Origin of the sequence: Arthrobacter sp. StoSoilB5, from assembly GCF_019977235.1 — a bacterium.
Taxonomy (GTDB): domain Bacteria; phylum Actinomycetota; class Actinomycetes; order Actinomycetales; family Micrococcaceae; genus Arthrobacter.
Window position 1 is genome coordinate 3,305,728 of sequence record NZ_AP024646.1, and the last position, 14,329, is coordinate 3,320,056.

14 protein-coding genes are annotated in these 14,329 nt (G+C 59.4%); 2 read left to right on the plus strand and 12 right to left on the minus strand.

Annotated elements, in window-relative coordinates; all coding sequences use genetic code 11:
* Positions 1–12: 12 nt before the first annotated feature.
* Genes LDN75_RS14870 through LDN75_RS14880 form a run of 3 tightly spaced genes read right to left on the minus strand, consistent with a single transcriptional unit; the run spans position 13 to position 2,106 of the window.
* Positions 13–783 carry a lipoate--protein ligase family protein gene (locus tag LDN75_RS14870; RefSeq protein ID WP_223933055.1) on the minus strand — a complete coding sequence of 257 codons (771 nt, stop codon included), beginning with the start codon at positions 781–783 and terminating at the stop codon, positions 13–15.
* A complete protein-coding gene (locus tag LDN75_RS14875; RefSeq protein WP_223933057.1) occupies positions 783–1,586 on the minus strand; it encodes a thioesterase family protein in 804 nt (267 codons plus the stop codon). The genes LDN75_RS14870 and LDN75_RS14875 overlap by 1 nt, the downstream gene beginning before the upstream one ends.
* Positions 1,587–1,617: 31 nt before the next feature.
* On the minus strand, positions 1,618–2,106 hold the full coding sequence (locus LDN75_RS14880) for a VTT domain-containing protein (RefSeq protein WP_346347142.1): 489 nt from the start codon (positions 2,104–2,106) through the stop codon (positions 1,618–1,620).
* 91 nt (positions 2,107–2,197) lie between these two features.
* Between LDN75_RS14880 and LDN75_RS14885 the strand changes: the two genes are divergently transcribed.
* Positions 2,198–3,181 carry a hypothetical protein gene (locus tag LDN75_RS14885; RefSeq protein ID WP_223933061.1) on the plus strand — a complete coding sequence of 328 codons (984 nt, stop codon included), beginning with the start codon at positions 2,198–2,200 and terminating at the stop codon, positions 3,179–3,181.
* On the opposite strand, the gene LDN75_RS14890 is transcribed toward LDN75_RS14885, so the two are convergent.
* On the minus strand, positions 3,178–4,701 hold the full coding sequence (locus LDN75_RS14890; RefSeq protein ID WP_223933063.1) for an FAD-dependent oxidoreductase: 1,524 nt from the start codon (positions 4,699–4,701) through the stop codon (positions 3,178–3,180). The two genes, LDN75_RS14885 and LDN75_RS14890, sit on opposite strands and share 4 nt — an antisense overlap.
* Before the next feature lie 79 nt (positions 4,702–4,780).
* Positions 4,781–5,269 carry a DNA alkylation repair protein gene (locus LDN75_RS14895; RefSeq protein WP_223933065.1) on the minus strand — a complete coding sequence of 163 codons (489 nt, stop codon included), beginning with the start codon at positions 5,267–5,269 and terminating at the stop codon, positions 4,781–4,783.
* A 61-nt stretch (positions 5,270–5,330) separates the two neighbouring features.
* On the opposite strand from LDN75_RS14895, the gene LDN75_RS14900 reads away from it, so the two are divergent.
* On the plus strand, positions 5,331–6,425 hold the full coding sequence (locus tag LDN75_RS14900) for a PDDEXK nuclease domain-containing protein (protein ID WP_223933067.1): 1,095 nt from the start codon (positions 5,331–5,333) through the stop codon (positions 6,423–6,425).
* A 2-nt stretch (positions 6,426–6,427) separates the two neighbouring features.
* Here LDN75_RS14900 and LDN75_RS14905 read toward each other — a convergent pair whose 3' ends face one another.
* The 7 genes from LDN75_RS14905 to nrdH all read right to left on the minus strand — a co-directional run bounded on the left by LDN75_RS14905 (position 6,428) and on the right by nrdH (position 14,021).
* Positions 6,428–7,390 (minus strand): dienelactone hydrolase family protein, encoded by a 963-nt coding sequence (locus LDN75_RS14905; protein WP_223933069.1) that lies wholly within the window; start codon positions 7,388–7,390, stop codon positions 6,428–6,430.
* Between the two features lie 129 nt (positions 7,391–7,519).
* Positions 7,520–9,238 (minus strand): AIPR family protein, encoded by a 1,719-nt coding sequence (locus tag LDN75_RS14910; protein ID WP_223933071.1) that lies wholly within the window; start codon positions 9,236–9,238, stop codon positions 7,520–7,522.
* A gap of 74 nt (positions 9,239–9,312) precedes the next feature.
* Positions 9,313–10,287 carry a class 1b ribonucleoside-diphosphate reductase subunit beta gene (nrdF, locus tag LDN75_RS14915; RefSeq protein ID WP_223933073.1) on the minus strand — a complete coding sequence of 325 codons (975 nt, stop codon included), beginning with the start codon at positions 10,285–10,287 and terminating at the stop codon, positions 9,313–9,315.
* A complete protein-coding gene (locus LDN75_RS14920; protein ID WP_223933075.1) occupies positions 10,280–11,077 on the minus strand; it encodes an NUMOD3 domain-containing DNA-binding protein in 798 nt (265 codons plus the stop codon). The genes nrdF and LDN75_RS14920 overlap by 8 nt, the downstream gene beginning before the upstream one ends.
* Positions 11,078–11,092: 15 nt before the next feature.
* Positions 11,093–13,213 carry a class 1b ribonucleoside-diphosphate reductase subunit alpha gene (gene nrdE / locus LDN75_RS14925; RefSeq protein WP_223937593.1) on the minus strand — a complete coding sequence of 707 codons (2,121 nt, stop codon included), beginning with the start codon at positions 13,211–13,213 and terminating at the stop codon, positions 11,093–11,095.
* A 32-nt stretch (positions 13,214–13,245) separates the two neighbouring features.
* Entirely contained in the window at positions 13,246–13,716 is a 471-nt protein-coding gene (nrdI, locus tag LDN75_RS14930) for a class Ib ribonucleoside-diphosphate reductase assembly flavoprotein NrdI (protein ID WP_223933077.1), read from the minus strand.
* A gap of 62 nt (positions 13,717–13,778) precedes the next feature.
* Complete coding sequence (gene nrdH, locus LDN75_RS14935; protein WP_011775022.1) at positions 13,779–14,021, minus strand: glutaredoxin-like protein NrdH; 243 nt, start codon at positions 14,019–14,021, stop codon at positions 13,779–13,781.
* Positions 14,022–14,329: the final 308 nt, after the last annotated feature.

Here is a 14,329-nt window from a genome sequence, read left to right on the forward strand (position 1 = left end):
CCAAAGGCCCCCTTACGCCAAGAGACTCCGGAAGTCGCCGTCCACCACGTCTGCGTAGCCGCGGTAAGCGTCAACCACGGCGTCCTCCACAGTCTTGACGTCCAGATGGGGCAGCAGGTCATTTGCAGCACCGGCGGTGGCAGGATCCCACTCGAGGCCCAACGCCGCATAGCTCGCCGTCAGGACGTCACGGATAGGACCGGAGTTCTCCACCACAATCACGGAGCTGAACAGCCACCCCCCGGAAACAACCCGCTGGGCAGTCCCTATCAGCTTGATGCGATGGGCGGGAAACTCCGCATCCTCCCCATGCACGCTGAACTCCCCGGGGCAATACTCCCCCGGGATCTCCCCGACGGCGGCATGGACGCCGACGTTGCGGAGCGCACCTGCCAACAGCTCACCGAACTCCGCGAAGCGGGCTTTCGCACGGACAATAGCGTCAGGGTGCGGCTCTATGTGGTCGATCACCAGCGTGCCCTGGTGATACGCAGCCGCACGTCCGCCTGCTTTCCGCACGAGGGGCTCGAACCCGAGCTCCCGGCAAGCATCCTCGGCCGCGCTGAAGCCAGGGAGGTTCGCATCGCGCTGGCCAAACGCAACTGTTGGCTGCGGGCGGTACAAGCGAAGGGTAGGGCCCAGTTGCCCGCTACGGGCCCGCTTCAGCAGCTCCAACGCAAAATCAAGATCCCCTGCGGCACCGAGGGAATCCTCCTGGCGATAGACCGTGAGGTTATGGCGGGCGGAAGCGCCACGGTCGCGTTCCAGCCGTGCTTCGCTCATCAGCTCTTCCTCAGCGTCAGGATCTGCTCGGCCCTGCCGAACGGTCCGTTGATGTCATGGAGCACGCTGGACGTGAGGCCGATGCCGTCGGCTCCGAAGGAAACTTTGTTATCCAGCCCGAGCCATTCTCCGGACGGCGCACGGTACATGTGGATCTGCAGATCCACATTGGGGAAGATGTAGCTGTTCTCCCCCGGCGGAACCCGTGCCGCGATGCCATTGGCGGTGTCGACCAAGCCCATGAGGCGGGCAAGATCGCTGCTGTCTTCCTTGTCCGTCAGAGGATGCATGGTCCGGATCCACACCCTGCCCGAGCCCGGCCGGTGGCCTTCGGCGATGCGCATTTCCAGGGACCGGATGTAGCCGCCGGGCCATACACTGGCACCATCCCACAGCTTGCATTCGTCCGGGGCCGGCATGGCCTCGTCTTCGGACGCCGCCACGGCGCTGGTATCGCTGGTGATCATGCGCCACGCTGCGGCACGGATGGCCACGCGACCACCCGCGGAAAGCTCAGCCTGGATGAGTTCGATGGTCCGTCCAGGCCTCAAAGTTGAGGTGGTCACCTGGAGCTCGCCTCCGGGGATCAGCCCTAGGATCTCGTAGCTGATACGCGCCATGCGGACGTCATCGCGGGGCTCATGCCTCAGCAGGGCATCAGCGAGGATGCCCGAGGCAGGAGCCATATGTTGTTCGTGCGGATTCCAGGCACCTTGGGCATGAATCGTGGAGCGGTAGCGACCCTCACCCAACGATTCGTAGTAGAAGTTGCCCTCCGCCAGTTCCGGTAGTGAAGTTGTCAACCCGAGCCTTTCGCCGATCCAGCAGTAGAACTCAGACCACTGTATCCGCTGATTTGGCTGCCGCCCGACGCCGCCGGGCCACCGTCACCCACACCGTCACGGCGATCACAACCGTCACCGCCAGCCCGGCCCCAGCCGGCGACGCCGCGGCTACCGCCAGCCACGCCTCAAGCGCGGCAAGGCCGATCGTCGCATACAGCAACGCCCAGATAGCAGAGCCCACGGTTGCCGCGGGGAGGTAACGACGCAACGGCATCCGCGCTGCCCCGGCTGCCAGATTGACCGCGGTCTGCAGGCCGACGGTCAGGAAGGAGAGCACGACGGCGTACGGCCCCCAACGCTGAATGAGGGCTTGGGCCTGAGCTGCTTTGGGCCGCTGGAGCGAATCGCCGAAGCGGGTGTGGGCGAAGCCGGTAACAGCTCCCCGGCCCAGCCAGTACGTGACATTGACGCGGATCATGACAATCGCGAAGAGCGCCGCAAGCGCGACGCCAAAGGGCAAGCTCATGATCTGGTCCACGTGACTTAGGCTACCCTAAGCCCTTGGGTGTGATGGACCAGTACCCAAGGATAAGCGGCAAGGTCGGCAACAGCGCCCCTAGGATGAATCCATGGATCTCCGCGATGCCGCCCAACAGTTGTACGCCGTGCTGCCGCGTGAATTCACGTCCGAGCGGACAGCCTTGGCGCGAAAAGCCAAGGAGGCAGGGCACAAGGAACTCGCGAAGGAAATCGGCAGCCTGCCCAAGCCCGCAGCCGGCGCCTGGGCCATCAACATGCTGGCCGTTCACCAACCCGAGGTGATTGACGGCGTCGTTCGTTTTGGCGCTTCCCTGCGCACTGCCCAAGAAGAGGGGGACGCTGAGGCCTTCCGTGGACTTGGCCAGCAGCGGCAAGGCCAGCTGGCCTCGGCCGTGCACGCAGCCAAGGACCTGGCGGCCCGGCTCGGAGCTCCGCTGAGCGCAGCCGGCGTTGCCGACGTCGAGCAGACTCTCCGCGCGGCAATGGCAGACACCGGCGCCTCAGCCGCGGTGGCGACAGGCCGGCTGGTCCGCGGACTAAGCGGGAGCGGCTTTGAGTCCGTGGACCTGACGGATGCCGTCGCTGCAACAAATCCCGATGAGATATTGGGGGCGGGAGAGCCGCCAGAACTGAAGCCACCCGCTGGAACCAGGCCGGCACCGCAGCACGACAGGCCAGCACGGCAGAGCAAGAAGAAACAAGAGCCGCAGCAGAAAGATAAAGCACCTGCCGAGGCCGCAACATCCCTGGCCGAACGCAGGGCCCACAAGCGCCAGGCCGCTTTGGAAGAGGCCCGCAAGGAGTTTGAGGCAGCCGATCAGGAGGCCCGGGAGGCCGAAAACGCTGCATCGAAGGCGTGGGATGCTGTCAAGGAATTCGCGGGCAGGCGCTCGGACGTCGAGGCGGAGATCGCCGACGCCAAGAAGCGTTTGGCTTCCCTCGAAGCTCAGCTGATCGGCATCACCCGGGACGCGGAAGCCGCTGAATCGCAGAAAAAGCTGGCCGTCCGGGCCGCCACACAGCAACGACGCGCCGCGGACCAGGCCCGGCGGCGCGTCGAACGGCTTGCTTAGTCTGCTCCTTGACTGTCCTTCTTCTTGAGTGGCGACTTCTGCAGGTTATGCGTTGCAGGACCTTCCAAGTACGTGCCGTCGGGAGCGAACCTTGAGCCGTGCAAAGGGCAATCCCACGATTTCTCGGCGTCGTTCCAGCTCAGCAAGCCTCCCAAGTGGGCGCAGCTGGCAGACACCATGCAGACGTTGCCATCAACAGTGGACACAGCGGCTGGCTCACCCTTGTAAAGTCCGACGACGCCGCTCCCCTCCGGGGGACGGGTCTGGTCCGTGATCTCCGGATTGCTCCTGACCTTGGCTTTGTCTTCGACCATACGCTTGGCGACGCCGGCATTGAGGCGAACGGCTTCCAAAGCACCCTGGGGCGACGTAACCCGGTGGTGTATGACGCTGGCCCAATCAGACTGGCCGCCCAGGATGTCCGCAGTAATCGATAACGCAGCTGCAACGCCGTTGCTCATACCCCACTTGTTGTAGCCGGTGCCGAAGAAGATCCGGCCGTGTCCCCTGGGCATCTTTCCAAAAAAGGGAATAAGGTTGGTTGGCCGGTAGTCCTGCGCAGACCACGTATGGGTGACTTCCGCGCCCGGATAGTGTTGGTTTGCCCAGGAGAGAAGGTCATCCAAGTGGGCCTTGGGGGACACTGCCCGGCCGCCGGTATGCCCATATCCGCCTACCAGCAACAACTCACCCTCCGGCGTTGGGTGAGTGCGTTGGGAACGTGTGGGTGGATCAATGCTCAAGTACATTCCGCTTGGAGGCGGGGTTGCGTCTGGAAGCCGAAGAGCCGCAGCGTACGAGCGGTTCGGTTCCAGTTTGGCGAAGTAGAGCCCGCGGTTCAGGATCGGCGTGCCGGTGGCTATGACCACCGTATTCGCAGTGAAGGCGCCCTTTCGGGTGGATACTGCCACAGGCAGGTCCGAACCCACATCCTGCACCTGGACATCCTCAACAATTATTCCGCCGTGCTCCCGGATATCCCTGGCGAGCGTCTCCAGGACTTCCATCGGATGGATCTGCGCCTGGTCATCAAGTTCCAGTGCCTCAACCACCGGGAATGGCAGCCCGGGGTCACGGCTGAAATGCACGTCCAAGCCGGCGTCCCGAGAAACGGCAGCCTCCTTGCGCAGGCGCTGGCCGCCGTCGTCGCTAGTTGCGAACGTGACTGCCGTCCGGCGCTGAAACGGGATGCCCTGCTCTTCCATATACCGCATCAGCCAAGCCTGACCAGTGCGATTCGCCTCCACATAGGCTTGCACCACTTTCAGCGAGTACTGGCCACGCAGCGCCGAGAGTGCCCCTCCTTGCAGGAGGCTTAGTTTCCCCGTGGTGTTGCCGGTGGTAACGGCGCCGAGGGTCCGTGCTTCCAAAACTGCCACACGCTGACCTGATCTGGATAACAGCAGGGCCGTCACCATTCCGGTGAGCCCTGCTCCCACCACAATCGTGTCAAAGTGCTTTTCATCGGGGATTGCATCGGACGTGAAGCTGGATTCCCTGTCCAACCACAGCGATTTCATCGAACAACCTGCCTCTCAATTCACGGAATTGGCGCCTGGCATGTGTTGATGAAAACGGTAGGCCGGTGGCTGGGCCTTATCAAGGGGTCGAGTTGTCCGTGGCGAGTTGCGCGGCACGGCGTAGCCACGGATCCGTGTCACGCGACCAGCGTTCCAAAACACGTTCAGCGCGTTCCTTTGCCTGTCCCTCAAGCCCGGCGAGCAGGGGCTTGACCACATCCACCGCCAAAGGATCGGCCAGTTCCTCCGTGCCGGCCTGCCTGATGAAACCCTCAATGCGGGTAAGGTCCGTGTTGATCAGGATCCCAACCTTGGTTTGCAGCAACACAACTGCAGCTAGCCTCCGTTCAAAGACCGCTTCACCCCACAGTTCCGAGCTCAGGGCTGTGATGTCGTCATGGTCAAGGTTCTTGTGCCGCTTGAGGGCATCCCGGACTGTTCCTCGCACTGCGCCAACCGATGCGCCGTAGACCTTCATGCCGCCCAGGCGCTGCCGGGCTTCCATGGCCTTCTCCCACGACGATTCACGCTGCAGCGTGAAGTCCACAAATTCACCAGCTTCACTCACGCGTCCATTCTGTCAGTGCCTTCACCTAGCGTGATGGCAACAGCAATCGACAGGAGAGATTATGCCTTCGCAAGAGCTCGCTACCGAGGCCACAGCGTCCGTCCCAGGAGTCCCCGCTGCGACATCGATGCCCGACTGGTACCCCGCCCTGCTCAACACTGTGGCGCAACAGGTCCGCACAGGCCGCACCCTCGCTCTTGCGGCAGCGAACAGCGAGCTGCTCAACTCCTACTGGAGCATTGGCCGGCAACTGGCCGAGCGCGAATCGCAAGAGGGTTGGGGCGCCAAAGTGGTCACTCGTCTATCCGCCGACATCCGGAGCCGTTTCCCTGAAGCGAAGGGCTTCTCCCCCAGGAACCTGCGGTATATGAAGAGCTTTGCCCAGGCCTGGCCTGATTTTCCAATGTTGCAAGCGCCGCTTGCAACATTGCCGTGGTACCACCAGATCGCGCTGTTGGAAAAGCTCGACGACGCCGCCACCCGCCTCTGGTACGCAGCGGCAGCCGCCCAGCATGGATGGTCGCGCAACGTCTTGACGCACCAGATCGAGACCCGCTTGCACGAGCGTTCCGGGCAGGCGATCACCAATTTCAAAACCACCATGATTCCTGCCGATTCAGACCTCGCCCAGCAGGCCACCAAGGATCCGTATGTCTTTGATTTCCTTGCCATGACTGACCGCCGGAGCGAGCGGGAACTCGAGCTTCAACTGGTGCAACACGTGGAGAAATTTCTGTTGGAGCTGGGTCAAGGCTTCGCGTTTGTTGGTGAACAGGTGCGATTGGAGATCGCCGGCGACGAGTTCTTCGCGGACCTGCTCTTCTACCATTTGAAATTGCGCTGCTACATGGTCATTGAGCTAAAAGCAGTGAAGTTCGAGCCCGGGTTCCTGGGCCAGTTGGGCATGTACATGGCGGCCGTTGACGATCTCATGGCTCACCCGGACGACAAACCAACCATCGGCCTGCTGCTGTGCAAGGAGAAGAACAGCGTGGTGGCCGAGTACGCCCTTCGTGGCTTCAACGCTCCGGTGGGGATTGCGGAGTGGAGGACCTCCCTTGCCGAGTCCTTGCCCGACGAATTTGTTGCCAGCCTGCCCAGTATCGAGACGTTGGAGGCCGAGCTGGCCAGCAAGGCCCGCATCCTGCCGGATTGACCTCAGACGTTGTCCCTGAACCAAGCCAACGTGTCGTTCCAGGCGGCCGTAGCCTGAGCCTCGTTGTAACGGTCGCTTGTGTCGTTGTGGAATGCATGGTCCACGCCCGGGTACACCTTGAGTTGGTGCTTGACCCGCGTCGCGTCCAAGGCTTCCTTCAACTGCGGCATGGAACCGGTGATCCGCGCGTCTTTTTCAGCGTAGACACCGAAAACGGCGGGTTTGATGGTCTGGACCTTCGCAAGGTCGGGGGCCGGGCCGTAAAACGCTGACGTTGCCTTGAGTCCAGGGATCTCCGTGGCCGCCTGCCAGGTGATGCCACCGCCAAAACAGAAGCCGACCATGGCAATTCGGCCTTTTTCCACGAAGTTCTGGCCGTTCAGATACTCAAATGCTGCTTGGAAGTCCCCCACGTGCCGCTGGGCACCTGCCTTGGTGAGTGCGCCCGGGACCGCGTCCGGATCCATCGATGCCGTGCCGCCCTCCCTGCTCAGGAGGTCCAGCGCCAGAGCTGCGTAGCCTTCCTTGGCGAAGCGCCGGGCGACGTCCTGAATGTGTGGCGTAAGGCCGCGGTTTTCGTGACAGATCAGGACGGCCGGACCCGGCTTAGCGTTCTCGGGCCTGGCCAGGTACGCACTGATTTCAGTCCCTCCGGAATCGAACTTCACCGTGGCTGTTGCCAGGCCCGCCGTCCCTTCCGGCACTGTCAGCGGACTCTTGGCGTTGGGCACTGCGGTGGTGTTTCCGGAACTTGCTGACGCCGTGGGCGTCGGCATTGGGTCCCCATTCTTGGGCACCTCGTCCGCCGTGCAGCCCACCAAGGTCATAGCCGCCGCAGCAGCGGTCATGCTCCCCATGATGAACGCCACGCGCCTGGTGAACGTCCCGTGGGACATGTCTCCTGACCGGTAATCATCGTAGAACTCTTCGATCAAGTACCTTTCAAACTTGCCCAGCTGAGTCATGGTGAACCTCCCGTCGATGGCGAATATCTTCCCCCGATATGAAGACGTGGACATGGTCGAGATGGCTCAATGCCTGTTCTCAGGAACGCGGCAAGGAACTTGGGGTCGAAGCGATCCTATGTGCCTGGCTTAGCTGGCAACCGACTGCCGGGGGCTAGATGCCAAATAGTTCTTGGCGCGAGCGAGCAGCGCGTCTGTTACGTCAGGGTCTTTTGCAACGCGGTCGAACAAGACCTCCCGCTTTCGGTGCGCACCCTCGGCAAATTCTTCCCGGACGATCTTCAGCAGGTCCCCTAGAACGCGTTCACTTGGCGTCCCGTCCAATTGGGCGATGTCCGCAGCTGAAGGGTGGTTTTTCCTCGTCGAGGCAATTGTTGCCAACATGGTCAGATGGAAGCAGAAGTCCTCAACCTGCCCCCGCGTAGATGGTTCAGCTCGAAGAAACGCCTCGCAATCCCTCTGCAACCGGATTGCAACCAAGTAAGCAGCAATTGGGTGTGTCGGAGCAAATAGAAGATCATAGACCTCATCTTCGAATACCTTACTCACCTGCCCCCTGGCTAAATGCGGCATTTGCACAAGGCCTGCCAAGAGGGCCTGACCCATTTGGTCTATAGAAACAAGATCATCAACCCGAATACCTCGGTTCCTATGTAAATGCCGCCGTCGCTCATAGTACAACCCGTATTTGAGAAGATATTCCTCAACCTGCCGCTGAACCTTGTCGGTTGCCCGGAGAGAACTGAGGCTTAGGCTTGTTTGACTATTCGTCGCCCGAATAATTCTATCGCGAATCTTGTCATCGGCAGCTTGGATGACCTTGACCAGCACGCTACGTTTCTCATTTGTACCGATGGAATTTCGACCCCGCTTATAGATTTCATGCGAAGTCTGCAACCCGTTGACAATTTGCGGAGAATCCAATTCAAGGAGCTTATTAGCAGGCTGGACGCGGCTAGCGACTATTGTGACACCATTATTAAGCCACCAGAAATCCACATCTTCGTCTTGCTTTTCCAGCGTTGCTTGGATGCTGCGGTTTACTGTAGTCTCACCCTCATAGTCACGGACATTTGCTTCGAAAAGTGAGGCATCAAGGTTACCGCTGTCATCAGTAATGAACTTCTCATATTCATCAAGGCGAACGACTCCGATATAGCCACCGGCGGTGTCGGTCGAAATTGGATTCTCCGCCAAGGCTATTGATCGCGTAATAGACGGCTTCTCACGAGCCATATCCGACAACGCAGCCGCATCAATGAAATCAATTGTTGGGCTACAAGATGCAAAAGATTCTCGCAAGACATCGGCTATCAGAGTCGACTTTTCTAGCGTGTTCGGATGCAACTGTTCGGCTTTTAAGGCCACATAACAGGTAATAATTCGGAGCGTCGGCATCTCCAAAGCACGATAAGCATTAAGAAAACGACGAGATATCTCTATTACGCGGGGATTCAGAGTCCTGGCAAGCTTGGACTCTTCACGACCAAAATCAAGCAAGCGAGGAAGATTCACCACAAGCTTATCAATGGCAGTTTCGCCGAAACCTCTTGTGTTCTTCACCTGAAGAACAATCAAGTCCAACTGCGCATTCCGCCCAAGCCCTTTTAGAGGCGTGTCATCACGGATGCAAAATCCATTGGCAAAAACATACATTGCATCAATGCCGCCGTCTTGGGTGCCGTCTACGATTCCCGACAACAAATCGTCGTGAGTGGCGTTAAAGTGACGAAGATATTGCTGGGCGGCGAAGTAAGTTTCATGTTCTGACTCGCTAAGTAGCGCCGTAGTCTCCGCCCGTGATCGAGCGAGCATGTCGGCCAAAAGAACTACGTCGTTACTTGTCAAGATTCCCCCATTTGTCCGCCCTACGACAGGACTTGATGAATTTAAGCTCAGATCTCAGTACCGCAATAGAACCCTTAGAACTCCCAGTCCTCATCCTCAGTGTTGACAGCCTTCCCAATCACGTAGGAGGAGCCCGAGCCGGAGAAGAAGTCGTGGTTCTCGTCAGCGTTCGGGGAGAGTGCCGACAGGATGGCCGGGTTCACGTCGGTGACGGAAGCCGGGAACATGGCCTCGTAGCCGAGGTTCATGAGGGCCTTGTTGGCGTTGTAGTGCAGGAACTTCTTGACGTCCTCGGCCAGGCCGACGCCGTCGTAGAGGTCGTGGGTGTACTGGACTTCGTTTTCGTACAGCTCGAAGAGCAATTCGAACGTGTAGTCCTTGATTTCCTGCTTGCGGGCCTCGGAAACCTTCTCCAGGCCCTTCTGGAACTTGTAGCCGATGTAGTAACCGTGCACGGCCTCGTCGCGAATGATGAGGCGGATGAGGTCGGCCGTGTTCGTGAGCTTGGCACGTGAGGACCAGTACATGGGCAGGTAGAAGCCCGAGTAGAACAGGAAGCTCTCCAGCAGCGTGGAGGCCACCTTGCGCTTCAGGGGGTCGTCGCCCTGGTAGTAGTCCATGACAATCTGAGCCTTCTTCTGCAGGTTCTCGTTTTCGAGGGACCAGCGGAAAGCGTCGTCAATCTCCTTGCTGGAGCACAGGGTGGAGAAAATGGACGAGTAGGACTTCGCGTGGACAGATTCCATGAAGGCGATGTTTGTGTACACGGCCTCCTCGTGCGGGGTCAGCGCATCCGGGATCAACGAAACTGCACCAACCGTGCCCTGGATGGTGTCCAGCAGGGTGAGGCCAGTAAAAACGCGCATGGTGAGCTGCTGCTCATCCGGCGTCAACGTGTGCCACGACTGGACGTCGTTGGACAGCGGCACCTTCTCCGGCAGCCAGAAGTTGTTGACCAGCCGGTTCCAGACTTCCACGTCCTTGTCGTCCTGGATCTTGTTCCAGTTGATGGCCTCGACGTGCGTCAGGAGCTTCACTTTCTCAGTCATTGTCGTTTTCACTTTCTCGCATGAGCTTCGCTTGCGCTGCATCGTCGATGCAATGCTGGCAGGTTGGGTTCACAAGGCCCTTGTTCGTGTGATGTCTGGTGTGCGCATTTCGTCGGCTGGATGGCATTGGCCTGCCTTTCCTGACAGCAGACATTTTCGCACGAGTTTCGGCACTGGCTTTCTTGCCGAAATTAGGATTGCCCGCGCCGCTGAAGGCTTCTGAAAGTGCCATACGCGACTCAAGCGGCATGGTGTGACCGAACCCCGGGTGGTCCGGACCGAACTTCCCGAAGTTTGGGTTGTCCGATCCGACGAACGTGCCCCTTCGTTCGTCGGACCACTTTTCCCGCTGCTCCGGCGAGTGTGAGCTACCAAAGAAGGGATTCTCCTCACCGAATCGGCTCAGGCCCTTCCGCCCGGTAGATCGAAGTCGAGCGGCTTCCCGCATTTCTTCTGTCCACACCACGCCAATCGGACCCAGCCCGCCCTCTGAGAGATTCAAGAGGCGATCCCCTTGGCTCCTTAGGTAAGCAATCCAATCAATCTCAGCCTGGCCAAGCTGGTCCAGTCCTTCGAGCCAATCAAGTTCGTCGGCTATGAGATCTGCAGGATCCTGTTTCCTCACCCAGTCATAGAAGGGTGTCTTACGCCCTTCTGCGGCAACTCTGAGATGTTGATGGAACCGACGGCTGGCGGTCTTGGTCGTTATGCCGACGTAGCGGTACTCAACGTCCCGCCGAAGCCGCACGCCGTAAACCAAGCCGCCTGTCGCCGTCGTAATTCCCTTCAACTCAAAGCACCACCGTCATAGCGCACATGAAACGCAGCCTTCCACCTCCGTGCCCTCCAGCGCGAGCTGGCGGAGACGGATGTAGTAGAGGGTCTTGATGCCCTTGCGCCATGCGTAGATCTGCGCCTTGTTGATATCACGCGTGGTGGCGGTGTCCTTGAAGAACAGCGTCAGGGACAGGCCCTGATCCACGTGCTGCGTTGCAGCTGCGTAGGTGTCGATGATCTTCTCGTAGCCGATCTCGTACGCATCCTGGTAGTACTCCAGGTTGTCGTTGGTCAGGTACGGAGCCGGGTAGTAGACGCGGCCAATCTTGCCTTCCTTGCGGATTTCAATCTTGGCGGCCACCGGGTGGATCGACGACGTCGAGTTGTTGATGTAGCTGATGGAACCGGTGGGCGGAACGGCCTGGAGGTTCTGGTTGTAGATACCGTGCTCCATCACGGACGCCTTCAGCTCGCGCCAGTCATCCTGCGTGGGGATGTGGTGGCCGGCGAAGAGCTCGCGGACACGTTCCGTCTCCGGAACCCATTCCTGCTCCGTGTACTTGTCGAAGAACTCGCCGCTGGCGTACGTCGACTTCTCGAAGCCACCGAACTTCTGGCCGGTCTCGATGGCCAGCTTGTTCGAAGCGCGGAGTGCGTGGAACAGCACCGTGTAGAAGTAGATGTTGGTGAAGTCCAGGCCCTCTTCGGAACCGTAGTGGACGTGCTCACGGGCAAGGTATCCGTGGAGGTTCATCTGGCCGAGGCCAATCGCGTGGCTCTGGGCGTTACCCTGGGCAATCGACGGCACCGAGTTGATGTAGGACATGTCGGACACAGCGCTGAGGGCACGGATGGAGGTCTCGATCGAGAGGCCGAAGTCCGGCGAATCCATGGTCTTTGCGATGTTCATCGAACCGAGGTTGCAGGAAATGTCCTTACCCACGGTCTCGTAGCTCAGGTCTTCGGCGTAGACGGACGGCGAGGAAACCTGCAGGATCTCCGAGCAGAGGTTGCTCATGGTGATCTTGCCGGCGATAGGGTTGGCCCGGTTCACGGTGTCTTCGAACATGATGTACGGGTAGCCGGACTCGAACTGGATCTCCGCGAGGGTCTGGAAGAACTCCCGGGCGCTGATCTTGGTCTTCTTGATCCGGGAATCGTCAACCATCTCGTAGTACTTTTCCGTGACGGAAATGTCAGAGAAGGGAACTCCGTACACGCGCTCGACGTCGTACGGGGAGAAGAGGTACATGTCCTCGTTCTTCTTGGCGAGTTCGAACGTGATGTCCGGGATCACGACACCCAGGGAGAGCGTCTTGATGCGGATCTTCTCGTCGGCGTTCTCGCGCTTGGTGTCCAGGAAGCGGTAGATGTCCGGGTGGTGTGCGTGCAAGTACACGGCACCTGCACCTTGGCGGGCACCAAGCTGGTTGGCGTAGGAGAAGCTGTCTTCGAGGAGCTTCATCACAGGGATGACACCGGAGGACTGGTTTTCTATCTGCTTGATCGGGGCGCCGTGCTCGCGGATGTTGGTGAGCGAAAGGGCCACGCCTCCACCCCGCTTGGAGAGCTGGAGCGCGGAGTTGATGGCGCGGGCAATCGACTCCATGTTGTCTTCGATACGGAGCAGGAAGCAGGAGACCAGCTCACCGCGCTGGGCCTTGCCAGCATTCAGGAAGGTGGGGGTTGCGGGCTGGAAGCGGCCATCGATGATTTCATCAACGAGGCGGCTGGCCAGTTCTTCGTTACCGCGGGCAAGGTGCAGCGCAACCATGCAGACGCGGTCTTCGTAGCGCTCAAGGAAGCGCTTGCCGTCAAACGTCTTCAAGGTGTAAGACGTGTAGAACTTGAAGGCGCCAAGGAAGGTCTCGAACCGGAACTTCTTCTTGTATGCACGGTTGAAGAGCTCGCGGATGAAGTTCATCGTGTACTGGTCGAGTGTTTCGCGCTCGTAGTACTGGTTCTTCACCAGGTAGTCGAGCTTCTCTTCCAGGTCATGGAAGAACACGGTGTTGTTGTTCACATGCTGCAGGAAGTACTGGTGCGCGGCTTCACGATCGGCTTCAAACTGGATCTCGCCGTTGGGGCCATACAGGTTCAGCATGGCGTTGAGCTCGTGATAGCCCAGGCCCTTATAGGCCTCCGGCAGCGGCTTCTTGGCCGTTTCCACAGCGCCCCCGGTTACTTCTGTTTCTGCGACAGTAGTGTCCAAAACTTTTCCAATCCTTGATTGACCCGATCGACGTCTTCCGGCGTCCCCATGAGTTCAAACCTATAGAGATGCGGCACTTTGCACTTGGCGGCGATGATGTCTCCCGCTGCACAATAGTTGTCCGCGAAGTTGGTGTTTCCTGCACCGATAACGCCACGGATCAGTTCCCTGTTCCGTGGGTTGTTGAGAAACCTGATGACCTGCTTGGGCACTGAACCTTCGCCGTTCGTCCCACCGTAGGTCGGCAGGACAAGGACGAAGGGTTCAAGTGCTTGAAGCGGGGCATCGTGCGCATAGAGCGGGATGCGCGCTGCATCCCTGCCCAATTTCTGGACAAAGCGCTTGGTGTTCTCGGATGTCGAGGAAAAGTAGATGAGGTGACTCCTGGTGGTCACAGTGTCCGTGTCATTGCGCACGGATGCCGTTGCCAGCGGCGCCATGGGAGTCACCTCGACTACATAGGAATTCTTGCGTGCTGTGGTGGCGAAGTCCGAAAGAAAACTTAGGCCACGGAGGAAACGGCCTGGGCCAGTTCCTCGATCTTGTCCGGGCGGAATCCAGACCAATGGTCCTGCTCGGTCACGACGACGGGAGCCTGCATGTAACCCAGCGCCTTGAGGCGTTCCAGCGCCTCGGCGTCCTGGGAGATGTCGACACTCTGGTAGGCAATGCCCTTCTTGTCGAGTGCCCGGTAGGTTGCGTTGCACTGAACACAGGCCGGCTTCGTGTAAACCGTAACGGTCATGATCCCTGTCCCCTTAGTTGAAGTCTGTCGCTCTTCGTATCTGGCGGGCTCAACCGGAACTGAATACTGAATCCGATACCGGCCCGCAGGCTGCTGTGGCAGCCAACACGCTTATTTAGTCTTGTGCTGGTTTCCCGCTCAATCCGTAAACCGATACTACATGTAGTGCAAGCGCCTCGCCGGGACCCCAAGATGATGTATTACAAGTATGTCATTCAATCCACCGCTCGTCCACAGGGCAGGGGCCTCAAAATGTCCGTAATTCCGCCAAAGTGAGAGATGAAATCCACACCCTGTGGACTACTTAG

What these genes read in the sequence shown, in the direction of transcription:
- nrdF (WP_223933073.1), bottom strand. Translation starts at nt 10,287, where the DNA reads ATGACTGAGAAAGTGAAGCTCCTGACGCACGTCGAGGCCATCAACTGG.
- LDN75_RS14900 (WP_223933067.1), top strand. Translation starts at nt 5,331, where the DNA reads ATGCCTTCGCAAGAGCTCGCTACCGAGGCCACAGCGTCCGTCCCAGGA.
- LDN75_RS14870 (WP_223933055.1), bottom strand. Translation starts at nt 783, where the DNA reads ATGAGCGAAGCACGGCTGGAACGCGACCGTGGCGCTTCCGCCCGCCAT.
- LDN75_RS14905 (WP_223933069.1), bottom strand. Translation starts at nt 7,390, where the DNA reads ATGACTCAGCTGGGCAAGTTTGAAAGGTACTTGATCGAAGAGTTCTAC.
- nrdH (WP_011775022.1), bottom strand. Translation starts at nt 14,021, where the DNA reads ATGACCGTTACGGTTTACACGAAGCCGGCCTGTGTTCAGTGCAACGCA.
- nrdI (WP_223933077.1), bottom strand. Translation starts at nt 13,716, where the DNA reads ATGGCGCCGCTGGCAACGGCATCCGTGCGCAATGACACGGACACTGTG.
- LDN75_RS14885 (WP_223933061.1), top strand. Translation starts at nt 2,198, where the DNA reads ATGGATCTCCGCGATGCCGCCCAACAGTTGTACGCCGTGCTGCCGCGT.
- LDN75_RS14890 (WP_223933063.1), bottom strand. Translation starts at nt 4,701, where the DNA reads ATGAAATCGCTGTGGTTGGACAGGGAATCCAGCTTCACGTCCGATGCA.